This window comes from Lysinibacillus sp. VIII_CA (genome assembly GCF_049943995.1).
Lineage (GTDB): Bacteria > Bacillota > Bacilli > Bacillales_A > Planococcaceae > Lysinibacillus > Lysinibacillus pinottii.
This window is the reverse complement of sequence record NZ_JBNFXM010000018.1, coordinates 67,531-91,967: the sequence shown is the minus strand read 5'-3', so window position 1 is coordinate 91,967 and position 24,437 is coordinate 67,531. Positions and strand designations below refer to the sequence as shown.

27 protein-coding genes are annotated in these 24,437 nt (G+C 38.6%); 4 read left to right on the top strand and 23 right to left on the bottom strand.

What is annotated here, in order from left to right; translation table 11 throughout:
• Positions 1-55: 55 nt before the first annotated feature.
• From ACP3VS_RS19170 to ACP3VS_RS19115, 12 genes are all read right to left on the bottom strand, one after another.
• Positions 56-670 (bottom strand): 5-oxoprolinase subunit PxpA, encoded by a 615-nt coding sequence (locus ACP3VS_RS19170; protein WP_241745280.1) that lies wholly within the window; start codon positions 668-670, stop codon positions 56-58.
• 5 nt (positions 671-675) lie between these two features.
• A complete protein-coding gene (locus ACP3VS_RS19165; RefSeq protein WP_012293789.1) occupies positions 676-1,539 on the bottom strand; it encodes a biotin-dependent carboxyltransferase family protein in 864 nt (287 codons plus the stop codon).
• 3 nt (positions 1,540-1,542) lie between these two features.
• On the bottom strand, positions 1,543-2,238 hold the full coding sequence (gene pxpB / locus ACP3VS_RS19160; RefSeq protein WP_426389648.1) for a 5-oxoprolinase subunit PxpB: 696 nt from the start codon (positions 2,236-2,238) through the stop codon (positions 1,543-1,545).
• Positions 2,222-2,836: a pyroglutamyl-peptidase I gene (gene pcp / locus ACP3VS_RS19155; protein ID WP_012293787.1), complete on the bottom strand. Its 615-nt coding sequence runs from the start codon at positions 2,834-2,836 to the stop codon at positions 2,222-2,224. The genes pxpB and pcp overlap by 17 nt, the downstream gene beginning before the upstream one ends.
• Positions 2,837-2,843: 7 nt before the next feature.
• Complete coding sequence (locus ACP3VS_RS19150; protein WP_426389646.1) at positions 2,844-4,841, bottom strand: M14 family metallopeptidase; 1,998 nt, start codon at positions 4,839-4,841, stop codon at positions 2,844-2,846.
• A gap of 78 nt (positions 4,842-4,919) precedes the next feature.
• Positions 4,920-5,675 (bottom strand): hypothetical protein, encoded by a 756-nt coding sequence (locus tag ACP3VS_RS19145; RefSeq protein WP_426389644.1) that lies wholly within the window; start codon positions 5,673-5,675, stop codon positions 4,920-4,922.
• A 5-nt stretch (positions 5,676-5,680) separates the two neighbouring features.
• Complete coding sequence (locus tag ACP3VS_RS19140) at positions 5,681-6,583, bottom strand: ABC transporter permease (protein WP_031419434.1); 903 nt, start codon at positions 6,581-6,583, stop codon at positions 5,681-5,683.
• Positions 6,583-7,515 (bottom strand): nickel ABC transporter permease, encoded by a 933-nt coding sequence (gene nikB / locus ACP3VS_RS19135; RefSeq protein WP_031419433.1) that lies wholly within the window; start codon positions 7,513-7,515, stop codon positions 6,583-6,585. Before nikB ends, ACP3VS_RS19140 begins: the two co-directional genes overlap by 1 nt.
• Positions 7,516-7,581: 66 nt before the next feature.
• Positions 7,582-9,162, bottom strand: coding sequence for an ABC transporter substrate-binding protein (locus ACP3VS_RS19130; protein ID WP_012293783.1), 1,581 nt, complete (start codon positions 9,160-9,162; stop codon positions 7,582-7,584).
• A 31-nt stretch (positions 9,163-9,193) separates the two neighbouring features.
• Complete coding sequence (locus tag ACP3VS_RS19125; protein WP_012293782.1) at positions 9,194-9,985, bottom strand: IclR family transcriptional regulator; 792 nt, start codon at positions 9,983-9,985, stop codon at positions 9,194-9,196.
• Complete coding sequence (locus ACP3VS_RS19120; protein WP_426389641.1) at positions 9,982-10,959, bottom strand: ABC transporter ATP-binding protein; 978 nt, start codon at positions 10,957-10,959, stop codon at positions 9,982-9,984. Before ACP3VS_RS19120 ends, ACP3VS_RS19125 begins: the two co-directional genes overlap by 4 nt.
• On the bottom strand, positions 10,934-11,947 hold the full coding sequence (locus ACP3VS_RS19115; protein WP_031419429.1) for an ABC transporter ATP-binding protein: 1,014 nt from the start codon (positions 11,945-11,947) through the stop codon (positions 10,934-10,936). Before ACP3VS_RS19115 ends, ACP3VS_RS19120 begins: the two co-directional genes overlap by 26 nt.
• A gap of 516 nt (positions 11,948-12,463) precedes the next feature.
• Here ACP3VS_RS19115 and ACP3VS_RS19110 point away from each other — a divergent pair.
• The 4 genes from ACP3VS_RS19110 (at position 12,464) to ACP3VS_RS19095 (ending at position 15,535) form a co-directional block, all read left to right on the top strand.
• Positions 12,464-12,925: a chemotaxis protein CheX gene (locus ACP3VS_RS19110; RefSeq protein WP_031419428.1), complete on the top strand. Its 462-nt coding sequence runs from the start codon at positions 12,464-12,466 to the stop codon at positions 12,923-12,925.
• 323 nt (positions 12,926-13,248) lie between these two features.
• Complete coding sequence (locus tag ACP3VS_RS19105; RefSeq protein WP_009370491.1) at positions 13,249-13,371, top strand: hypothetical protein; 123 nt, start codon at positions 13,249-13,251, stop codon at positions 13,369-13,371.
• A gap of 24 nt (positions 13,372-13,395) precedes the next feature.
• A complete protein-coding gene (locus ACP3VS_RS19100; RefSeq protein WP_016991924.1) occupies positions 13,396-13,887 on the top strand; it encodes a cytochrome b5 in 492 nt (163 codons plus the stop codon).
• Positions 13,874-15,535 (top strand): b(o/a)3-type cytochrome-c oxidase subunit 1, encoded by a 1,662-nt coding sequence (locus tag ACP3VS_RS19095; protein ID WP_031419427.1) that lies wholly within the window; start codon positions 13,874-13,876, stop codon positions 15,533-15,535. Before ACP3VS_RS19100 ends, ACP3VS_RS19095 begins: the two co-directional genes overlap by 14 nt.
• A 47-nt stretch (positions 15,536-15,582) precedes the next feature.
• Here the strand turns inward: ACP3VS_RS19095 and ACP3VS_RS19090 are convergent, their stop codons facing one another.
• The 11 genes from ACP3VS_RS19090 to eutL form a co-directional block, all read right to left on the bottom strand.
• Positions 15,583-17,079, bottom strand: a complete 1,497-nt coding sequence (locus tag ACP3VS_RS19090; protein ID WP_031419426.1) for a carboxypeptidase M32 — start codon at positions 17,077-17,079, stop codon at positions 15,583-15,585.
• A gap of 73 nt (positions 17,080-17,152) precedes the next feature.
• Positions 17,153-18,247 carry a helix-turn-helix transcriptional regulator gene (locus ACP3VS_RS19085; protein ID WP_143815516.1) on the bottom strand — a complete coding sequence of 365 codons (1,095 nt, stop codon included), beginning with the start codon at positions 18,245-18,247 and terminating at the stop codon, positions 17,153-17,155.
• 67 nt (positions 18,248-18,314) lie between these two features.
• A complete protein-coding gene (locus ACP3VS_RS19080; RefSeq protein ID WP_325881345.1) occupies positions 18,315-18,497 on the bottom strand; it encodes a hypothetical protein in 183 nt (60 codons plus the stop codon).
• A 296-nt stretch (positions 18,498-18,793) separates the two neighbouring features.
• The gene (gene mdh / locus ACP3VS_RS19075) at positions 18,794-19,741 is read right to left on the bottom strand and encodes a malate dehydrogenase (protein WP_012293774.1); all 948 of its coding nucleotides are present in this window, start codon (positions 19,739-19,741) and stop codon (positions 18,794-18,796) included.
• Entirely contained in the window at positions 19,741-20,109 is a 369-nt protein-coding gene (locus ACP3VS_RS19070) for a BMC domain-containing protein (RefSeq protein WP_031419423.1), read from the bottom strand. The genes mdh and ACP3VS_RS19070 overlap by 1 nt, the downstream gene beginning before the upstream one ends.
• Entirely contained in the window at positions 20,102-20,386 is a 285-nt protein-coding gene (locus ACP3VS_RS19065; RefSeq protein WP_008176433.1) for a EutN/CcmL family microcompartment protein, read from the bottom strand. The genes ACP3VS_RS19070 and ACP3VS_RS19065 overlap by 8 nt, the downstream gene beginning before the upstream one ends.
• Positions 20,387-20,422: 36 nt before the next feature.
• Positions 20,423-21,292 (bottom strand): phosphate propanoyltransferase, encoded by an 870-nt coding sequence (locus tag ACP3VS_RS19060; RefSeq protein ID WP_012293771.1) that lies wholly within the window; start codon positions 21,290-21,292, stop codon positions 20,423-20,425.
• A 12-nt stretch (positions 21,293-21,304) separates the two neighbouring features.
• Positions 21,305-21,895 carry a phosphate propanoyltransferase gene (locus ACP3VS_RS19055; protein WP_031419421.1) on the bottom strand — a complete coding sequence of 197 codons (591 nt, stop codon included), beginning with the start codon at positions 21,893-21,895 and terminating at the stop codon, positions 21,305-21,307.
• Positions 21,896-21,985: 90 nt separating this feature from the next.
• Positions 21,986-22,264 carry a BMC domain-containing protein gene (locus ACP3VS_RS19050; RefSeq protein WP_008176438.1) on the bottom strand — a complete coding sequence of 93 codons (279 nt, stop codon included), beginning with the start codon at positions 22,262-22,264 and terminating at the stop codon, positions 21,986-21,988.
• 16 nt (positions 22,265-22,280) lie between these two features.
• Positions 22,281-23,771: an aldehyde dehydrogenase family protein gene (locus tag ACP3VS_RS19045; protein ID WP_051800233.1), complete on the bottom strand. Its 1,491-nt coding sequence runs from the start codon at positions 23,769-23,771 to the stop codon at positions 22,281-22,283.
• Positions 23,772-23,786: 15 nt separating this feature from the next.
• Positions 23,787-24,437: an ethanolamine utilization microcompartment protein EutL gene (eutL, locus tag ACP3VS_RS19040; RefSeq protein ID WP_012293768.1), complete on the bottom strand. Its 651-nt coding sequence runs from the start codon at positions 24,435-24,437 to the stop codon at positions 23,787-23,789.

The window sequence follows — 24,437 nt, the reverse complement described above, 5'->3', positions numbered from 1 at the left end:
CCGACACGCACGGCTTTCTATATAACATTACAAACATTATTTAATTTGTAACAATTTATAAAGAATTTGTTACCGTTAAAATACCTTTTACATGCTTAAGCATTTCTTCTTCAGTTTGAATTAAAGCATTCGGTTCCTGTCTGCTCACTAATGTGCCATCAGAATGATAACGGCGATCTGAAAAAACCTCCTCATATACTTGAAGACCCTTATCCCTTGCGATTTCCGCCATTTGGCTTCCTGCTAAACAATATAAAATAAGCTGAGGATGGAGATCATACACCGCCTGAACAATGGCTGAAGCCTTTTCCTGATCATTCGCGCTTTGATTATAGAGTGCTCCGTGTGGCTTGACATGATGTAGGATCCCCTTTTCGACACGGACAAATGCTTGCAGTGCCCCTACCTGATAGACCATCATATCGTAAATTTCTGCTGGACTAAACACCATATTTTTTCGTCCGAATCCTTCACGATCAGGATACCCAGGGTGTGCACCAATATGAACATGTTTACGAATCGCATTACGTACCGTTTGGTGCATAATGGAATGATCGCCCGCATGGTAGCCACACGCAATATTGATTGATGTCACATAATCTAGTATCTCTTCGTCTCTTCCCGTCAAAAAAGCTTCATAGCTTTCTCCTAGATCACAATTAATATCCATTCGTATCACATTTCCTCCAGTGTAAAATGTATTGTGTTAAACATACGCATTTGGGCTACTTTATGTAAATCATCTTCATGTACAGTTGCCATAATAGGATAGCCTCCTACTGTTTGAGCATCGGCCATTAAGATAATTGGATTCCCATTCTGAGGTACTTGAATGGAGCCAAACTGGGTTGCTTCAGATAGAATCTCCTTCATTTCTTTTAGCTGTAAAACAGAGCCTTTTAAATAATAGCCCATTCGATTTCCACCGCTAAACTGGAAAGGATTTTGCATAAATTGTTGCTGACTCTCTTCCGTAAATAAATGAAAATGAGGGCCCTTGAAAATTCTAACAGTAATAGCACTGTCAAAAGTCGGACGATACGGAGCATAAAGACCTCTATTAGCTTGTAACGGAGAGGCTGTCTGTCCATATAAAATACTTCCTTTTGTCATCTCCGTACCTAGATTCCCCTGTGAGAGGTATGAGCTACTGCCCAGCTCCAATTTTGAAGTAAACCCTCCAAGCGGTGTCAAGTAAATGATAGAGCCTTGACTCACGCTCTTAATCGTCAACCTATCTCCCTTTGTTAGGTGGAATGTTTTCCACATTTCAATGGCTGCATGATTAACCATGCATACACCATGCCCCCCTGTTAAAACATAGACTCCATCAGCCAATGCCTCAAATTCAAAGCCACCCATGAACATTTCGAAAGACGTTTGATTAGGATGATTTTGTAAAATCAGTTGGGCCGCTTGAAACGATACTTGATCCATTGGTCCAGATAACGGAATACCAAATGCCCGATAGCCAAACCTGCCTTTATCTTGTAAGCTACCATAAACCCCTAGTTTTGTTATGAGCAGAAGTGGCTTCAATCGCTACACTCCTTTGCTTTTCATTTCCCAATATTGTTGCTTAGTTATTTCATAAAACTGAACTTCATCACCCAGTTCAAATAGAAAGGGCTCTTTACCATTGACATTAAATAGTTTTAATGGCGTCTTTCCGATAATATTCCAGCCACCAGGTGAATCGACAGGATAGATTCCTGTTTGTCCGCCTCCAACCCCAACAGAACTCGCAGACACAGATGCCCTCGGCTTCTCTAAACGTGGCATAAATAACTTAGAATCAAGTTCCCCAAGATAAGGAAAGCCTGGCAAAAAGCCAATTAAATAAACATAATAGCTTTTTGACATATGTAGCATTTTAATGTCCTCAAATGATAGACCCGTATAGTCCATCACTCGTTGCCTATCTAAGGCGAATTCTTCATCATAGCAAACCGGGATTTTTAATCGTTTATTTGTTCTGTCATCAACGGCTGCTGATGCTTGAATAGCAAGCCATTGCATTCTTAAAAGATCGACATTTATTCGTTGTTTCACATAGGCTGTAACTGTATGATAGCTTGCAACACTTTCGACAAGATGGTGTCGTAGCTGTTTTTTCAGAAATCGAGTAAATGTTTGTACTGCATAAAAGTTTGTGTCGGATATTTCTTCCTTAAAGGAAAAGCGAATAGTATGTTTGCTAATCCACATTGAATGAGGAAATTCAATGATTACCTGCACGTACTGTCTCCTCAATGCAAAGCTTTACAGCAGCAATTAAATCACGAATATGCCAACCTGGAATTTTGCCATGTTGAATGGCTAATTCAAAAGAAGCAGGTATATGAATAAAACCAGCACGTACCCCTTCATGTTGCTGTGCATATACAAGCCCTTCATACATAATGTTATTACACAAATAAGTACCTGCTGTGTTAGAGATTTCAGCCGGATAGCCCTCTTCTTGCAAGCGATTAATCATATGGCGAATGGGTAAATTCGTCAGATAAGCATCTGCCCCCTCCTCTTGAATGCTCTCATCAACGGGTGAGTAGCCGTTATTATCAGGCTCCCCATCTTTAATATTAATAGCAATTCGCTCAGGTGTTATTTTAAAACGCCCTCCTGCCAGTCCTAAGGAAATAATGATTTGCGGTTCTATTTCTTCTATATGTCGCTTTAGCTGCTCGGCAGATTGTTGAAAGTCGACAGATAAAATTCTTCCAATAATATGATAGTTTTCTATCTTTTCACCATCTAAATTTTCTACAATTTGCATAGTTGGATTGAGCTTGTAATCAAGAAATGGCTCAAATCCCGTTAATAAAATTTTTGTCATGTGTTCGTCACCTAATTTCTATCGGACGTTTTTTTATGTAACGTCCAGATTGTTTATATTTATTTACTGGAGTAGCTATTGCAGCTTCTAAAATTGCCCGATTAAATAATTTATGTGCTGCCATACACGAAATTAATTCTTCACCATAAACAATTTCATCTGCAACTTCGGAAATTATATCTAAAGCGATCCACTGTGGATAACGTAAAATACTAACTGATGAATACGATGGAGTTACTTCCATACTTCGATAAAAGTTAATATTCCCCATCTCCTCAATGGGGTATTTATCTGGATCCCACTTTGTTCCATATTTATAATATCGATCGCGCCAATAGTCATTTTCTTGAGCAAACGTCGATCCTTCAAACAGTTTATTAACTCTTTCGGCTACTAGCTCCAAGTTTCGGGCTTGAATTTCTTTCGTATCATCATCATCTGCATATCGACCAATCCCATAAATCTTGGCACTCGGAAGCGTATAAGAAACTGGGAAAATCGGTGGACAGGCGTAACCTGCGAATGGTTGAACCCATTCACGAGCAGGTATTCCATGGTCATCTACAACAATATCTGGGGCCCATTTCTTTAAGATAAGTGGTAATACATTTGCCTCACCGAACGCACTTTTCAAGAATTTCACATGCGCAAATTCTAATCCCACCGCATTAAATCGTGCCGCATGATGCTTCCACTTCGGATGTTCCTTTGTCAAATATTCCATTATTTCATAACCATCAGGGTTGGCTAAAGGGATTATAATAACATTCATTTTTTGTAATATTTCTGGATGATGACCAATAATATCCTCTATTAGCTCCAATATAGCAGGCGTGCTAGACACTTCATTTGGATGATGACCAGCTTCAAAAACAATCGTATGTTTTTCATCTGTTTTTTTTAGCCCTGAATAATATTCACTCGTAATCGGTTCAGTCACTTCAATAAAGGGAATGACATGACCCTTATAAGATATATCTCCATAATTTAATTTGACCTCTAAGTATTGTTTAAAACGCTCTAACAATGGAAAAATATTTTTCATGTTGTGCTTTAAATAGGTTTTTGCCTCAGTTACCTTCAGTTCATTACCTATAGACATTTCTACAGTGTCAAACTGCCCTTCTTGATTAAACAAGATTCGCTTTGTAATGGGATCAGTTATTCGTTTGTCATTCCACTGGTAAACCTTGATGACACCTTTGATAGGCTTATACAGATCTTGTTCTATATGAATATAAGGAATAACGCCACCCGGAGCTTTGTATGGCTGATTTACTAACTGACGGCCAAGCTCATGAAAATAGTCTAATGTATTAAAGTATAAATCCTCGTATAGCGCCTCAAACGATGAATTCGCTTCTTGCTGAACACCGATTTCTTCTTCAATTCCAGAAGAAGTAAAATCAATTTCTATTCGATCAAACAATGGAAATAGCTGACCTTGATTAACATTATTAGTATCTATTTTTAACAATTTCACCATTTGTGGCAAAAATTCTTTCACATAAAATTTATAGAACCGTTCACGATCTGAAAATATGATATTCTCTTGCACTCTCTCCGTCTTGTTCAATAATCGATATCCAGCGGTAGTCGGATAAGCTTTTTTCTGACCGTCCACATAATCCACTTCACTCATAAGGGGATTGAGCTCAGCAATTAGTTGATCATTAACAAATACTCTATACACATGTTGTTGCGTGCTTGAAAGCTCAAATTGCACATGCTCTTTAGGTAAGCCATATTGCATTTCGATCATCTCATCTACTGGGTATAGCTCCATAATCCAGCGATTATGTTGCTCTAAACCGTCTTCACTTACCCCATCCTTACAAACTATTTTGATATTTTCAAAGCCCCCCTCGACAGATGGGAGTACTTCCTCTAATATCCAGTATAACCCTGTTTTAAAGGCAGAGCGAACTTTAATGGTTGTTAAATTAGAAAATTTTTCATATACATCTAACCTGAATTGGTCACGATTTTTTTTATCGGCTGTCATATAAATTTCAGCCTCTAACGCTGTATCTGGTTCTTCTTCCAGTGCTTTTATGATGTAAGAAGCTTCCGATTCATCAGTCTACTTTTCTTCCATTAAAATAGCCGCTTCATTCACTTGTTTTTCGTTTAACTCCCAAACTCCAAGCAGTCCACCCTCTGACACATGCTTTGCTGTTACAATCGAATGGACAACGGCTGGTAGGCTTTCTTTCGTACCACAAATTTGAATGGTGTTTTTGGCGGTCAACTCCATATAACTTTCGAGTTCTTGCTTGAAGGAAATAGATACATGTCGCTCTTCTGTTGTTATAGCTGGTAATGAAATAGATGTCGCATATAAACCTAAACGCAATGCAAGATAGCAAGCCTCTTTTAACAGAGCACTTGTCTTCAATTCTTCTTGTATATCCATTTTCACACTTACATGTTGCTGGGGATGGGCCTCATCCTTTTCACCCGTGCCATAGGCTGTCCAAAGATGACTTAAATTCTCATAATACGTGAATGAGCTGACTGTTTGGGTTTCGACTATGCCATCACTGGCTATAGTACTTAACAATGTAGAAAGTGCTGATTCACTCTCATAATAAATAATCCATGTTGACTTATTTTCTGAAATAAATGTGCTAGTATGTGGTAAAAACTTCATTGTATAGGACTGATTGGCTGGCTGAAATAAATCAAAGTCTATTTCATTTGATTCAAAGCCTAAGCGTAAACAAAAATCAATTAATCCTAATGGAATTAAATCTTTAGGTAAATCGATAAATAAAGAAGGTTTTTTTTTCGTTTCGTTCTTTTGAAATAAACTAGAAAAAATTATAGAGTTCATCATATCACCTAAACTTTCATATTTGGATCTAAGCGATCTCGCAACCAATCTCCCAATAAATTAAAGCCTAAAACCGTTAACATAATGGCAACGCCTGGGAAAACAGATATCCACCAAGCAGAGGTCATATAATTTCGACTATCCGCTAACATTCCTCCCCACGAAGGTACTGTAGGCTCCACGCCTAGCCCTAAAAATGTTAAAGAGGCCTCCAATAAAATAAACTCTGCAATACACATCGTTGCTAACACTAGAATAGAGGAAGCAACATTAGGAAGTATATGCTTCATGATTATTTTGAAATGTGTCCCACCAATTGCCTTTGCTGCTTGGATATACTCTTGTTCCTTTAAAGCTAAAATCTCTCCTCGAATTAATCGCGCAAAACTAACCCAATATGTAAGTCCAAGGATAATAATAATTTTTTCAATACCTGTTCCAAAAACACTCATAATTACGATGGCTAGTAAAATAAACGGTAACCCCATTTGAACTTCGGCTAGCCGCATAATTAAATCATCCATCCATTTCCCAAAGTAACCTGAAATAATGCCTAGAAATGTACCAAGCACTAATGAAATGATGACGCCACAAATCCCGACTAATAGAGATATACGTGCTCCGTAAATAATTCTACTTAGCAAATCACGCCCAACCTGATCTCCTCCGAGAACGTATTGAGATTTACCTGTATCATCTAGCCATTTGGGTAGGTCAAGTCGATGTCCTAAGCTAGCCGCCCCCGGATCATAGGGAGCAATATAAGGCGCGAATATAGCACACAGTATCGTAGTGACAACCAATAATAAGCCAATTATGCCCGTTGGATTATTCTTCACGAATTTAAGAACGGTTACTATTTTATTGGCTTTTTTCATTTCGATTGCTTCTGTTTCCATTATTTGAGTCATTATTGCTCACCTCTTCCAGTTCTTATTTTTGGGTTAATTAATGAGTAGCATAAATCAACAATTAGATTTACTAAAATCATCATAAGTGCTAAAAGGATGATTCCTCCCTGGACTACTGGATAGTCTCGTTGATTAATAGAATCAACAATTAACCTTCCAATTCCAGGCCAAGAAAAGACTTGCTCGACAATAACTGCACCTCCTAATAGCCCTCCAAACTGTAAACCAACAAATGTTACAGTTGGCAATAAGGCATTGCGGAAAGCATGTCGAATGATAACTAGCCATTCTCTTATGCCTTTAGCCCGTGCCGTTGTGACATATTGCATTTTAAGTACTTCCAGCATAGACGTACGAATTAATCGAACTAAAATACCAGATAGGATGAGCCCTAAGGCAACGGATGGCAAAATTAATGAGCTAAACCCATCAAATCCGGATACTGGCAGCCACTTTAGTTGAACAGCAAAAATTAAAATTAGCATAAACGCCAACCAAAAATTAGGGAAAGAAATGCCTAACAAAGAAAAAATACGACTAAACACATCAATGGATTTTCCTTTATAAATAGCTGATAGAATACCTAGCGGAACAGCTATAAACAATGCCACTGCCATTCCACCTAAAGCAAGTGCAATTGTCGGCCACGCTCGTTCGAGTAACATCTCTAAAACTGGGCTATTGGAACGATAGGAAGTACCAAAATCAAGTGTTACTAAATCCTTCATAAATATGAAGTATTGCTCCCAAACAGGCTTATCCAAACCGAGTTTGGCTGTCAGTTCTTCTATTGCCTGCTGTGAAGGTTCACCAGCCCCAAACATGATACTTACGGGGTCACCTGTTAAACGAATGGAGAAAAATATAATTAATGAAACCGCAATAATCACGAGCACGGTATGCGACAAACGTCGTAGAATATAGGAAAGCATAATTCCATCCTCCTAATGTGAAATGAAAGAGATAGTATGCTAGCATACTATCTCATAATTTTTTACTTACTCGACAGTGACACCTACAAAATTAAAGCGGCCATCATGTGGTGGTTGGAAACCTTTTATTCGTTTATTCACTGCGTATATTTCAACTTCCGAATATAAGTTGACTTCAGTTGCATCTTCATATAATACTTCTGTAAGCTCTTTAAAAACCTTTTGTCTTTCGTCATTATCAATAGTGGCACGCTCTGCTGCTAATAATTGTTCCACTTTTTCATTTTTATAGGATGGGTTCCAGAATTCTCCCTCGTGATACATTAAATAAGCTGTATTATCAAAGTCCAGCGTCCATCCGCCCCAGCCATTTTTATACATATGTCCCGCTTTTCCTTGAGGGATTAACTCTGATTGGAATGTCGTATTTTCCACACTATTAATAGATACTTTTAAGCCAACTTCCTCTAAGTAAAACGCTACTGCTTGAGCAATCTCTTTAAATGTTCCGTCAGTACCTGGAATATAGAAATCTAATGTAGTACCTTCTGGAACATTCGCTTCAGCCAATAATTCTTTTGCCTTCTCAGGATCATATGGATATGGCTCTAAATCGTTGTTATAGCCAAATGATAAATCACTTTGGAATGAGCTTATAAGATTCCCATAGCCACCTAAAATTTCTTTGACAATCGTTTCTTTATCGATAGCATAGTTAATAGCTTGACGAACACGTACATCATCAACTGGCTTTTGCGCCGTATCAAAACGAATTGAATAAGCTGTAGGTGTAGATACTTCCATTAATTCAATAAAGTCAGTTGCTTCTGCTGTTGCAGCTTGGGAAACTTCCAAACGTGTCATAATATCAATATTGCCAGTTTGTAACTCTGCAAGTGCTGTTGCTGTTTCTGGGATTACTTTAAATGTAACTTTATCTAGTTTAATAGCATCTTTATTCCAATAATCTGCATAACGTTCAATCACAACTTGTTTATCTCGTTGATAATCTGTCATTTTAAACGGACCTGTACCAACAGGTTTCATATCAAAATTCTCTGCACCCTGTTCTTGAATATATTTAGGTGGCACGATTACAGCACCATACCCTGATAGTTTTGTGAGTAATACCGGATCAATAGAATTTAAGTGCATAGTTACTTCATATTCACCCGTTACTTCCACATGATCAATAGAAGTGTAATTGGAATATTGAGGACCTTTTTGACCTTCATCTCCTAGCAAACGATCAAAAGTAAATTTCACCGCTTCCGCATTAAATGGTTCACCATTATGGAAGGTAACGCCTTGGCGTAATTGAAAGACAATTGTTTTGTCATCTTTATATTCCCAAGATTCCGCTAATCCAGGTTGAATTTCTAAATCTAAAGAACGACTAACTAATCCTTCAAAGACCGATGTTGCTACCGTACTCCAAGAAAGTAAAAACGTATCAATGGGATCCCAGTTTTGAGGATCTCCTGCCACACGGATAACTAATTCATTTCCTCTTGTGAGTGCTGCGTTTTCACCAGAAGATTTGCTACTATTTTTACTGTCTTCTTTTGTTGATGTACCGCCACTACATGCTGACAAAATAATCATCATGCACACTAGTAATAGTGCTAGCCATTTTTGTTTCTTCATTATTGTTCATCCCCTTTTATATTTGTGCTATTTATACGCCATAAGGATATGGCATCGAATAACCTAGTTCAGCCGAAATTAACGCAGCAGTTTCCCACAGTCCCTCTAAAAACGTATTTATTTTTTCCTGTGGTAGTAGTGATTCTATACCAGCAATACTAATGGAGTACTCTACTTTTCGATCACTATTAAAAATCGGCACCGCTATTGATACAGTTCCTTCTTCCAATTCTGATACGCTGTAGGCATAGCCATTTTTCTTACCAAATTCAATTAATTCATCAATCTCTTTATCCGTATGAGGGGTTCCACTCGCATATTTTTTTCGAGGCTTCTGGAGGACCTCGTTAATTTTCTCTTCACATTGAAAAGATAAAAGAATACGTGAGCAGGCACCTGCGTATAGTGGTGCTCTTCTTCCAACTCTTGTATATAATAGAACCGGTTTTAGACTTTCTATTTTTTCTATATAAAGGCCATCCGTTTCATCCAATACTACTAATTGAACAGCCAAATCAAATTTCTGTTGTAACATTTTCATATACGGAATGGCTAACGAACGAATCTCTATGGAATTAGCAGCTATTGCCCCTAATTCAATTAGTTTATTCCCTAGTAAATAATGATCACTTAAAACCACCTGTCCTCCACTTTGTACATATGGTCGTTTTAATACGCCTAAATCCGTAAATGTTTTTAGAAATCTATGTAAGGTCGGTTTAGGAATATCAGTTTCTATAGCTAGTTCATCTAACCGCCAAGAAGGTTTTTCTTCTGTAAATAGCGTTAAAATATTAATTCCTTTTTCCAATGTTTTGCTCATGTTAATCGCTCCATTTGTTCTTCATAAAGTAAACAAGAAACTTCATGTTGATCACTAATTTTTTTTAATTTCGGAGGTGTCACTTTACAAATCTCCATACAGCTTGGACACCGTGTATGGAAGGTACATCCTGAAGGGGGATTTGCTGGATTTGGCACATCTCCGCTAAGGACAACTCGTTCTTTAACCTTTGAAGGATGAGATTTAGGTAATGCAGATAGCAATGCTTTCGTGTAAGGGTGTTTCGGATTGATAAACAACTCATGTTTGTCAGCCAATTCCACTAGCTTCCCTAAGTACATCACCCCTATACGATCACAGAAATGATGCACGACACTTAAATCATGGGATATAAAAATATAGGTAAGGTTCATGTCCCTTTTTAAATCTTTCATAATATTAAGCACTTGAGACTGAATGGATACATCGAGTGCAGATACAGGTTCATCTGCCACAATCAATTTCGGATTGGATACTAATGCTCTTGCAATTCCAATGCGCTGTCTTTGGCCGCCTGAAAATTCATGTGGAAAACGATCGAGCTGCTTTTCTGTAAGCCCCACCTGTTTAGCGACCTCATAAACACGTTGTTTCCGTTCTTCCTTAGTACCGATTCCAAAATTCACTAAAGGTTCTTCAATGATTTTAAAAACCTTCATACGCGGATTAAGGGACGAAAAAGGGTCCTGAAAAATGATTTGCATATCACGACGTTTTTGACGGACCTCTTTGGCGCTAAGTGTGGCTATATTTTCTCCGTTCAGCAAAATTTCGCCCTCAGTAGGTGTTAGCAGTTGAATAAGTGTTTTACCCATTGTGGATTTTCCACAACCAGATTCCCCTACAATTCCTAAAACTTCACCCTCGTTTACAAAAAATGAAACATCATCTACTGCTTTTAAATTTCCCGAACGTGATCCTTTCACTGGAAAATATTTTTTTAAGTGTTTAACTTCTAACAATGGACTGCTCATTGACATTTCCTCCTCCCACATCATCCTTTTCATATAACCAGCATCTAACCGTGCTACCAATGGACGTAGTAAATAGTTCTGGTTTACTTTTACATTTTTCAGTTGCAAATTCACATCGATCGAAAAATCTACAGCCTGCTGGCATATCGGATGGTGATGGTACCACCCCCTCAATAGACGGAAGATATTCTTGTTCTGTCTCCATATCCGGCAATGAGTTTAGTAACCCTTTCGTATAGGGATGGAGTGGATGATCAAATAATTCCAACACATTCGCTTCTTCAACTATTTCACCCGCATACATCACAATCACTTTCTCGCAGATTTCAGCAACAACTCCAAGATCATGAGTAATTAAAATAATGGACATGTCCAGTTTTTCTTGTATATCTTTCATTAACTCTAGAATTTGTGCCTGAATAGTTACATCTAATGCAGTAGTAGGCTCGTCTGCGATTAATATTTCTGGTCCACAAGCCAATGCCATGGCAATCATCACCCGTTGTCTCATCCCGCCAGATAATTGGTGTGGATATTCATTAACCACTTTATCGGGTCGAGGAATACCAACAAGGCGAAGCATATCAACCGCTCGCTCATGCGCCTCTTTTTTTGAAATATTTTCATGGCTATGAATCATTTCAATGATTTGGGAGCCTACCTTATACACTGGATTAAGGGAGCTCATTGGCTCCTGAAATATCATTGAAACTTTTTTCCCACGAATCTTTCGCCATTCCTTCTTTAATTTTTTATGAATTTGTTTTTGATCTATGTAAATCTCGCCGCTTTGCCATTCAACCCCAGATGGCAACAGCCCCATAAGAGATAATGACGTCATACTCTTTCCACAACCAGATTCCCCTACAATCCCCAATGTTTTTCCTTTTTCAAGTTGAAATGACACCCCATTCACAATGGAAATATCCTTTTTATTGTGCTGGATACCTATTTTCAAATCCTTTACTTCTAAAATATTCAATCCCATTTTCCCCCTCCGTTCCATATTATGAAACGCGATTCCATTTTTTAAAATCTTATCAGAGATTAATAGGATATTTCAATAGTTTTCAGAAAAAAATAAAAATTCTATTTACTGTAATTATTCCGAAAAAAACAATTAATTTTTATTTGTAATTCCCCAAGAAATCTTCCTATCTTTCGAGAAATACAAAAAAAGCATGGATCCGAGTGCTCGGACCATGCTTTTCTTTTTTTTCGTATAGTTTCTTATTTCAAATGTGCAGTCGCCTGTTTCATGACGTATTTTCCTACTCCAATATAGATCGCTACAGCTGTTCCAATCAATACGAATGTCATTGCTGACCGCTCCTTTTCATATAAATTAAGTGTTTTTCTATTGTTTTTCAGACCCATACATTGAATTTGAAAATCATTCTCACTAATATATTATAAATTTCCTGTTAATTCGTCAAGACATACTTTCATCTTACCCTTTTTACATGGTAAGATGTAGAAAAGTCGGAAAAAGGATGCGGTAATGATGAGTAATTCGAAGTACTTTCAAACTATTTTAAACGGGACTATTCACGCTTTAAAATCAATTCTTCCTATGGATATTGAAGTAAAGTCGCCTAGTATTATTTCTGAACCCTTTCAACAACAGCAAATGGGTGTATTGATTGGCTTAATAGGAGATTTAAAGGGTCGCGTTATCATTGACTCCACTCCCGAAGTATTCAGCGGAATCGGTAGTACCATGTTCGGTATGCCGCTTGAAGGAGAAATGCTAGAATCCTTTACAGGGGAATTTGGTAACATGATTGCAGGAAATTTATGTACGGCTGTTGGGCAAGAAAGCTTAGAAATTGATATCACTCCGCCAACTGTGATGGTGGGCAATACAAAATTATATGGCTTTGAAAAGGCCTTCGCTCTCCCAGTTTCCATCCCGAGCGTCGGAGCTCTAACAGTTCTATTAACCATTGAAGAAGAAGCAGAATAGAAAGCTAGGTTTAAAGTCTATGTCCAATAAGACATTATATGCAAGAGTAAATACCATATATGTTTTAATTTTGCCTTGCTCCTAGAAAAATTGGTAGGACTTCTTTAAAATCTATTTTTTTTATTAAAAAAAAGCTAAATATAATAACGAAACAAGCTATCTCGATGACTTTTGAGATGGCTTGTTTTTTTCTCCCCTGAATTCTTCACACTTTCTTCACATATTTTCTATAGAAGTGTGATTTTTTTCACATCAAATTGCATCGGATTTATATATGATGTCTGTAAGAAACACCAACTATAAAAAGCGTAGGAGGAGCAAAAATGGCAAACAAAAAGAAGTCAGATGAGAATTTAAAAGGTTCACTCTATGCAGTTTTTGGAGTAGGTATCATCATTATTTTACTTTGGGTGTACTGCTTTGATTTGTTCATTGGAAGGTTTTAATCTACGAAGAAGGGACAGAAACATATGCACATACATAAGTATGAGAAGTATTGGCTTGTGTTCGGAGTTACTACTTTAGTCGCATTCCTCATTATTCTCGGTATCGGAGCATTTCATCAAGGCTCCCACCCGAATAATGGTAAAAAAACACTAGATTACGAGAAAGTGAAAGAGACAGCACCTTTCGATAATCCAGGAGTCCATAAGGTAGAGGGCAAAGATTGGGATTACGAGGTGGTTGTCATCGCTTCTGCATTCAATTATAATCCTCCACAAATTGAGGTTCCACTGGGTGCAAAGGTCAAATTCATCGCGACAAGCGAGGATGTCATGCACGGTTTTGAGGTTGCAGGTACGAATATTAACATGATGCTTGAGCCTGGTTATATTTCAGAATATGTAACAGAAGTCAACAAAGTAGGCGAGTTTTTAATCGTTTGTAATGAATATTGTGGTACAGGACATACGATGATGCACTCTATGCTAAAGGTGGTGGATTCAAATGAGTCACACTAATTCAATGACAAAAGTAGATCGTCGCGATGCAAAGCTAGCTATGGCGCATATATATGTAGCATTTATCGCATTGTTATTAGGTGGTCTTGCAGGTTTATTACAAGTATTTGTACGTTCTGGTCAATTTACATTACCAGCGGGCATTGGCTATTATCAAGTATTAACCGTACACGGAGTATTACTCGGTCTTATTTTAACTACTTTCTTTATTTACGGTTTCCAAATTGCTAGTGTAAGTCGTACATCAGGTACATTTACGAATGGTCAACGTAGACTTGGCTGGGTCGGCTTTTGGTTAATGACAATCGGTACAGCTGCTGCGGCAACGATGGTTTTATTAAATAAAGCAACTGTTCTTTATACGTTCTATGCACCACTAAAGGCACACTGGATTTTCTATCTAGGCCTTACATTAGTCGTAGTCGGTTCTTGGGTTGGCGGCGCAGGTCAAATTTTACGCTATGCTCAATGGCGTAAAGAAAATAAAGGTAGCGGTGAACGTAGCCCATTATTATCGTTTATGGTAGTTGTCAATAATTTAATGTGGTTCGTTGCAACACTTGGTGTAGCAGCATCAGTATTAATTCAACTATTACCATGGTCATTAGGTTTAATTGAACGTGTCGATGTTGCATTATCCCGTACCCTTTTCTGGTATTTCGGTCATGCACTTGTATACTTCTGGCTATTACCTGCTTATATGGTTTGGTATGTAATTATTCCAAAAGTAATTGGTGGAAAAATTTTCTCCGATTCTTTAGCAAGACTTTCGTTTATGCTATTCTTACTGTTCTCTATTCCTGTTGGAATTCACCATCAGTTAACAGAGCCTGGTATTGATGGTACATGGAAGTTCATTCAAGTTGTTTTAACATTTGCTGTAATCGTTCCTTCTCTAATGACAGCCTTCTCGATGTTTGCCATGTTCGAATTACGTGGTCGAGAATTAGGTGGAAAAGGACTGTTCGGATGGTTCAAAAAATTACCTTGGAAGGATTCTCGTTTCTTCGTTCCATTTATCGGTATGGTGGCATTCATTCCTGGTGGTGCTGGCGGTATTGTCAATGCCTCCTATCAAATGAACCAATTAATCCATAACACTATTTGGGTGACTGGGCATTTCCATTTAACGATTGCAACTGCTGTTGTTTTAACATACTTTGGTGCGGCCTTCTGGTTAATACCACATTTAACAGGAAGGACTTTAACAAAGGCTTTAAATAATCTTAGTAATTTCGCTGGTATCTTATGGGCAGTCGGTATGACTATTATGTCTTCAGCTATGCACATTGCCGGTCTTATCGGTGCACCTCGTCGTTCAGATTACTCAGAATATGGTGGTGCTTCACAGGCATATGATTGGATTCCTTATCAAATTGCACAAGCTGTGGGCGGAACGATTCTCTTTATCGCCATCCTAATCATTATTTATATCGTCGTGAAATTAGCTTGGTTTGCTCCTAAGGGTGAAGAGGAGTTCCCTATTGGGGATGTACATGAGCTTAGTGGTCCAACACCCGCTATTTTAGAAAACTTTAAAGTATGGCTTGTCATTTTAGTAGCCTTAATCTTATTCGCTTACACCGTGCCAATTTTCGATATTATTTCGAATTCACCGGCTGGCTCCAAAGGCTATCAATTGTGGTAAACATAAAAAAAGAGATTTCTCATTTCCGAGAAATCTCTTTTTTCACGTTATAATTGATACAGTTTCGTATATTTTTCTTGTAAATAATCTGCAAGATACTTGGCATTTAAGCCTTCCCCTGTTGCTTCTTTTAGCAATTCAAATGGTTTTTTCAATGCTCCATATTGATGAACTTTCTCAGTTAGCCACTCTCGAATTGGCAGTAGCTCTCCCTTTTCTAGTAAGTCATCAAAATGAGGGATATCCTTGTCCATCGCATGCTTCCATTGCGCTGCATAAATCATTCCTAATGCATAGGACGGGAAGTAACCAAACATACCACCTGACCAGTGCATGTCTTGTAATACTCCCATTGCATCTGTTTCAGGACGAATGCCTAAATATTCCTCATACTTATCATTCCATACTTGCGGAAGATCCTTCGCTTGTAAATCCCCGTTGAATAAGTCACGTTCAATTTCATAGCGAATCATGATATGTAGTGGATACGTTAGTTCATCTGCTTCAATACGAATGAAGGATGGTTCTACCATATTAATGGCACGTAAAAAATCGCCTAATGCAACATCGCCAAATTGAGCTGGTGAGAAGTGTTGAAGTCGCTCATAGTTATGCTCCCAGAACTTTTCATTTCTGCCGACAAAGTTTTCATAAAATAATGATTGTGATTCATGAATACCCATCGATGTACCAGTAGCTAGCGGCAAGCCTGCAAGCTTTGCATCAATGTTTTGCTCATACATGGCATGACCGCATTCATGAATGGTACCAAAAATAGCTGAACGGAAATCATTTTCATCATATTTTGTTGTAATACGAGCATCTCCGTAATTTAAACCAATCATAAATGGATGCACACTTTCATCCAAACGGCCAGCATCAAAGTCGTAACCAAGTTGAGCTAGCATCTCTAGTGATAGTTCACGCTGAGCTTCACGTGGAAAATGCTTAAATAACATGCTTGTATCTGGTTTATTCGATGAATCAGCAATTTTTTGTACAAGCGTTACAATAGATTCTCGTAAATCACCAAATACTTGGTCTAATACATCTGTCGTCATGTCAGGTTCATATAAATCGAGCAATGTATTATATGGAGATCCATTTTTAATGCCCCAATATTGAATGAATTTTTTTTGCCATTGAATGATTTCCTCTAAATATGGTAGGAATAGTTCAAAATTATTGCTTTCCTTTGCTTCTTCCCAAGCCGTTTCTGCCTTCGATTGTAGAATAACAAATTCTTTATACTCTTCAGCAGGAATTTTTTTATTTTGATCGTAATTCTTTCTTACTTCTTCTACTAAACGAAGTGTCACATAATCAAGATCTGATTTTTTTGCCTCTAATGCTAATAGAAGCTCACCTAATTCTTCACTCGTTTGCATATCAAATAAGGAGGCTGATAATGTACCTATTACCTCTGAACGTTGTGCTAATCCTTTTTTAGGTGCTCCCGTTCGCATATCCCAATAAATCACATTGAGTGCTTCCTCATAATGCTGCATCTTCTTAACATAGTCAGTAAATTGTTGAATAGTCATGCTTTCATCCTCCTTGTGCTATAAGTTTATCATATTTTCGAAAATTTTGTATATTGTGGACCATTTAGTAGTTTTACTCAGATTTTTCATTTTTCACTTTATCTATTATTTTTAAATACTGAGTATCTCCAAGCCCATATTGAGGAAAGAGGCGAAATAATTGTGTTAACAATTCCTGTGGGGACTGATCAACATGTTTCTTAATATAAGAAGAAATATCATTTTCTTCTTTTAAATAGTCAAAATATAATTGAATCCCCTGATACATTACTGGTAAAAGGGTTGCCTCCGGGATACGATGGCGGATCAAAACGTCTTGATAAATCTTTAAATAGTCTCCAAGCACAATTTCCATTTCATCCACATCATAGGTCGCTTCCTGTACCATATGGAAATAAACTTTGCCTTCGTATTTTTGCTGCTCCAGAAAAGCAAGTACAGTTAGCAAGTTCATTTGACAAAACATATCATCCCCAAACCATAAAACGATACATTGGTAGTTTTTGGTCCACAATAACTTCAAAGGATTTACTGTTATATGCTCATAGTCCTGTACTGTTACTTGGTGTCCAGCGGCACGAATTTTGTTAAATTCTTCGCCCAAAATCGGGCTTGCTGTTTGATTGCTACACATGGCTTCATTGAAAGGAACATAATCACTGTTCCCCATTAATTGCTGTTTCGAAAACTCCTCGTACATCATTTGACCATTTAAAACATTCAATATCGCTTGATCATATTGCGCATGTATTTTCTCTTGCAATGCTTCAATTTTTAATTTTGAAGAAATATCCATCGTAAACCATCCTCTTTCATCCTTTAAATTCTTTTTTACAAATGTTTGCAAAGGTTGTGGGGACTTTCGGAATTCATGAGGGCTTATACCAAAGGCCTTTTTAAAGGCTCTAGAAAAGGATTCCTGTGTTGAAAAACCATAATGTAAGGCAATATCGATTATTTTTTCTTCCGACTTTTTTAACGCTTCAGAGGCCAAATATATCTTTCGTAATGAAACATATTTTTTAATGGTGATTCCCGTTATTTGGTGGAATTTAAACGAACAATAATACGGGGAATAGCCCATATGCTTCCCTAAATGTTCTAATGAAAAGCCTTCTAAGAGATGATCTTCAATCCAATCAATCATCTCCTGTATGATGTTATTCATCATCATCCCTCCTCCTTTGATTATAGTAGAGGTGATATGGTTTGTTATGATATAGGTTGTGTTATTATCACATGAATGTTGGAATAATATGTTCTTTGATAAACAGCCCTCTATCTGGTGCATTGACCATAAAGAGTGATGAGATAGCAACTGCTGTGTTCAGCGTTGGAATACAACAAATCACATTGCCGCCATCCCCAATTGCAGCATAAGAAACTAAATCTTCCTCCTCTTCGTTGATACACCACAATTGATCTCACACCAGTCCTTCTCCCTTTTATCTATGGCTTATATCCGTTATACACTTTCCCTTTTGGGCAAAGTCAACTTCCTTTAGCTTATTTTTAGGAAATAAAAAAACTGTAGCAAACCATGCGCTTGCTACAGTTCGTCCTCTCTTACTCAAAGTGAGGTATATATTTAGGAGAATTTTCACTAGCTTTCGAGTAATGTTCGGTTTCCAATCAAACATTTGTAGGAGCTGCCATTCATTTTCAATTTAAAGAAAGATGGGGATTCTTTCTATTCATCGAAAGTAGAGTCTGATCACTCTATGTTTTGGCAAATGGCAATTACTTGTTTAACAGCCTCGGCAGAATGCTGAAGCGCTGCTTGTTCTTCATTTGTTAGGTGCAATTCGATGACAGATTCAATGCCATTGCCTCCTAAAATTGTTGGTACCCCTAGATACAGGTTTTGGTACCCATATTCACCTTCTAATAGGGCAATAGAAGGGACTATTTTCCGTTGATCTTTGATAATGATTTCAACCATTTGCGCGCATGCAGCAGCTGGTGCATAATACGCACTACCATTTCCTAATAAACCGACAATTTCACCGCCACCTTTGCGTGTACGTTCGACGATTTGCTGGAGTCTATCCTGGGGGATGAGTTTTTCTAGCGGAATACCTCCTGCATAGGAATAACGGATTAATGGTACCATTTCATCACCATGTCCACCTAGCACAAAGCCAGAGACATCTTCAGGTGCAATTTGTAGCTCCTGTGCAACAAACGTGTTGAAGCGAGCTGTATCTAACACACCAGACTGACCAATAATACGATTTTTAGCAAAGCCTGTTTCCTTGTGACAGACATACGTCATAGCATCAACCGGATTACTTAAAACTAAGACAATACTATTTGGAGCATAGTGTTTAATTTGTCTTGAAACCTGTTGAATAATCTTCGCATTCGTTGTCACTAAATCATCACGGCTCATGCCTGGCTTACGAGGGATTCCTGCTGTTATGACTACGATGTCTGCACCAGCAATATCCTCATAATTGCTTGTTCCTTTAATAGATACATTAAACTTTTCTATTGGGCCTGTTTGTAGTAAATCCAATGCCTTCCCTTTTGTTGGGTTCTCTGCTTCGGGAATATCGACAAGAACGACATCGCCTAGTTCCTTTTGTGCTAAAAATAAACTCAATGTAGAACCGGTATGACCTGCACCAATCACAGCGATTTTATTTTTACGAAATGCCATTATGCTTCACCTCGATTATCTGTCGCTGGTGTGGCTTCGGTTGATTTTTTAGCACGTGTTGATGTAGATGTAGAAACCGGCTTTTTCTTCGGTGCCTCTGGTCCTTTAATCATTTGGAATACCTCTTCATCAGGTCTTGGAATTACGTGAGCGCCTAATAATTCTCCAACACGCATAGCAGCCGCTTTTCCGGCTTCTACTGCTGCTTGTACAGAACCTACGTCACCTTTCACGACCACTGTCACAATGCCACCATCTACGAATTCCTGCTTGACGATTGTAACATCAGATGCTTTAATCATCGCATCAGCCGCTTCATAAGAACCTACCAATCCTTTTGTTTCAATCATGCCAATTGCACTACTCATTGTCCTCACCTCTCATCACTTCAGTAGAATCAATAATACCAATGACAACTGCATCGATTGGTAACGGATTTTCTTTCATAATATAGCGTGATGAACCACCGCTTGTTATTAGGACATCATCACCAATCCCTGCGCCGATACGATCAGCTGCTACAATTTCAGTGCGAATCGGCTGTTGATTGGAGTCAATTGGTTGAATGATTAGTAGTTTTAAACCATTCAGCCCTTCCTCTTTGCGTGTTGCCCATACACTACCTATCACTCTTCCCATTTGCATGAACTTCACCCTCTTTATGCTACACAGATTAATTTGCTACTCAGAACAGATCGTTAAAGTTTTATTTAACTCTCGCAGCTTATCATAAGCTAACGCCGTTACAATGGTTTTCTTTGGCACGACAATTTCTTGCGCATCTATTTCTAACACTTCCAATTGTGAAAGTAGCTTTTTGTCATAATGATAGATAGCTGGTTTTTCTACCTTTGCTACGACTGGAGACTGCTCTTTCACTGGAATCGGTTGCTCATTCACTTGATGCTGAACGATTTCTGCTAATGTTCCTTGCTGAATTAAACCTGCATTGGCTTCATCTGTATCAATATGCATCTCTAAACGATAACGCTCTGATACACGGATCACCACATTCGATAAAATAATTGGGCGAATACCATCTACCCTGATTTGTACAGACTGTCCATCTACTACATTGAATTTCGCACTGTCTTCAGGGGACATATGAATGTGTGCTTGTGCAATAATGAGTCCTTCATTTAGCACGACACTCCCCTTTGGACCAATCAATGTAACAGGGCTAGAGCCTTGTATATCACCTGAAATTCTTAATGGTGGTTTTATCCCTAGTTTCATGGCATCTGTCCAACTGACTTCCACTTGAGACAATGAACGAGCTGGACCCAGTATACGTACACGCTCAATCGATCCTTTTGGACCAGCAATGACCACGGTTTCCTCCGCAGCAAATTGCCCAGGTTGTGAAAGCTCAAACTTTGGTGTAAGCTGATAATTCTCACCAAAGAGCTGTTCCACTTCTGCTTGTGCAAGGTGGACATGGCGGGCAGATACACCAATTGGAATTTTACCGTCATGTGGAGGGGAAGATTGATTTTTTAAAACTTGCTGCAGAACTTCTTCTACAATTTTTTGCACTAAATTTTCTTGCATCTTGCCTCCTCCTTACGATGTTACTTTTACTATTGTTCCTTGTGCTTGTTGTTCAATAAAACCAGCGTTTGCTTCATCCGTATCTATATGCATTTCCAAACTAAAATCATTGGAAACTCGTACCACTACACCGCGAAATGTAACTGGACGGTCACTGATTACTTCTACAGAAACCAATTCATTGTTTTGAACTTCTAATGCTTTCGCATCTTCCTCAGTCATATGAATATGTGCTTGTGCAATAATGACCCCTTGCTCGATGGCCAATTCATGATCTTGGTTAATAATTTTAATGCCTGCTGAGTTGTCAATATCTCCTGACTGTCTCAGCGGAGGAGTTACCCCAAGTTTCATCGCATCTGTTCGACTGACTTCCACTTGAGTAGCTGCTCTTACTGGACCAAGTATTCGGACATTATGAATAATGCCTTTCGGTCCCTCAATGGAGACACGCTCCTTTGCAGCAAATTGTCCTGGCTGCGATAAGTCAAAATCCTTTGTTAACGTTGCATGTGGACCAAAAAGCGCTTGTAAATCCGCTTCACTTAGATGGATATGACGAGCCGAAATGGCCACTGGAAATGTTTTTGTCGCTGTTGTCACGTTAGCCACCTCTATATTAAATGGATTGTTGTTTCTTGATGACAAGATGAGAGCTGTCCTTTAGTTGGATCAGCTCTCATTGCTGATTTATTAAGCTTCTGCTTTTGGTAAAATCATTTCTAATTCATGGTGTGGACGTGGAATTACATGAACAGATAAAAGTTCTCCTACACGTTGTGCTGCTGCTGCGCCTGCATCTGTTGCTGCTTTTACGGCACCTACATCTCCACGAACAAGAACTGTTACAATACCGCCACCAACATGTACTTTACCTACTAAATTAACGCTTGCCGCTTTTACCATTGCATCTCCTGCTTCAATTGCTCCTACTAAACCTTTTGTTTCTACCATTCCTAATGCTGTACTCATTTGTCATTCCTCCAAATTATTTATTTTGTAATGTGATTTGTTTTAATACTTGATCAACGATTTGTTGAACCATTGTTGTGTCTAAAGAAGGCTCTTGTGATACAACCGACTCAACAACAGACTGCACTTCAAACTCTGGCTTTGGCACCTCTACATCTTTAATGCCATAAGCCATACGTTTAATGTTTAAAAGATGTCTTGCAGTAATGTTATCCGACGTGATATTGCCGCCAAATGTACCACAGCCTAATGTAAAGGATGGTGCTAATCCAGTTGTGCCACCTACTGCCCCAATTGAGGATAGTGTATTTACTACAATACGAGATACTGGTAATTCAACGGAGAATTGCTCTGCTAAAGCTGCATTTTCAGTATGAATCGAGCATGTATGTCCGCGTCCGCCAATATTTAAAAGGTCAATCATCACTTGCTTAGCTTCTGTACTGTTTTCGACAATATAGAGAGCAAAAATAGGTGATAACTTTTCCAGAGAAAACGGAATATTTTTACCAATCATCGTTTCCAAGCCAACAAGTACTTTGGTTTCATCTGGGACAGTGATGCCAACAGAATCTGCTAAGCAGGATGCTGATTTGCCGACGATTTGTGGATTCACCTTTCCAGGAACTGGTGAAATTAATTTCTCCATTTTAGCTTTTTCTTCAGCATTTAATAGATAAGCACCGTTTTTCTTTAATTCTGTTTGTACCTGCTCTGCAATGGCTTTATCTACAATAATAGCCTGCTCAGTAGCACAAATTGTCCCATTATCAAACGATTTACTGTGCACCAATTGACGTACAGACTTTTGAATATTTGCTGATTTTTCGATGTAGGCTGGGACATTTCCTGGTCCTACCCCATAAGCAGGCTTTCCTGAGCTATACGCCGCCTTCACTAATGCGCCGCCACCTGTTGCTAAAATCAAATGAATATCAGGATGCTTCATTAGCTGCTGTGTTGCCTCCATTGAAGACATTGTTAAACATTGCAGTAAACCTTCTGGTGCACCTGCTTGTTCTGCAGCTACTCGGCAAACGTCTAACGCCTCTTTTGTACACTTCACAGCATATGGGTGAGGACTTAGCACTAGGGCATTCCTTGTTTTTAAAGAAATTAATGTTTTAAAAATGGCGGTAGATGTTGGATTCGTCGTTGGCACAATTCCTGCAATGACCCCAAAAGGACTTGCAATTTCCGCCACTTTTTTCATTCGATCATAGCCTACGATACCGACCGTTTTTAATTCTTTAATATCTTCATAGACATCTCGTGAAGCAACTTCATTTTTCATTTTTTTATGATTAGGGATACCCATCCCTGTTTCTTGCACAGCCATTTTTGCTAAGCGATCAGCTTCCTTAAAGGCAGCATCCGCAACAGCTTTCACGATGCTGTCTACTTGTTGCTGTGAAAATTGCATATAGGCAGCTTGTGCTGTATTAGCATGTCTAACGGCATCTCTCATTTCTTGAATAGCTAATAAGTCTTTGTCTAATGTGGCCATAAAGCCGCCTCCTTTCTAAATCACTGGGTTTCTTGCTAAATTTTCGATGGCTTCTCTAAAAGCTTGTGCCGCAGCCTCGCAGGATGATTGGCTGCCACTTAATAAAGCGCCACCAAAATTGGTTTCCGAGGGAGGGCCAAAGAAAACCTTTAGCTCTACATCTGCTGCCTTTAATGCTGCGTCTAAACCAACAACAGCCTCCAATGGCGGTGCGATTAAATACGCAAGGGGTGTGCCCACCTTTACATCTGCCAGCTCAGCAAGATACGTCCCACAGCTTGCCACGGTATGGGCAAATAAGGCATGGTTGTCATTGTTATTAATAGCTTCAAAGTACGTGTCAAACTCTATTTTTTGCTGAATGGCATCTAGAGCACTACGGATTTCATCAGGCGAGGTCCCAGCAATAATGCCAATGACCTCCCCTGACAAGGGACCAGATGCATGTGCCGCCCCCGCATAGAAACTTTTCGCATAGACAACTTCAACATCTGCCTTCTTTGTTGCTTCATCTAGTGCAACATATCCTACATCATCAATTGTGAGGGTCACGAGCCCAATACTATGATGATGCGGCTTCAAATCTAGCTGCTCTGCTAATTCACTGTTGACTCTAGGAATAGTTTGCATCGCTAAAATTTGGGCCATTATTTTTTGAGGATTCAT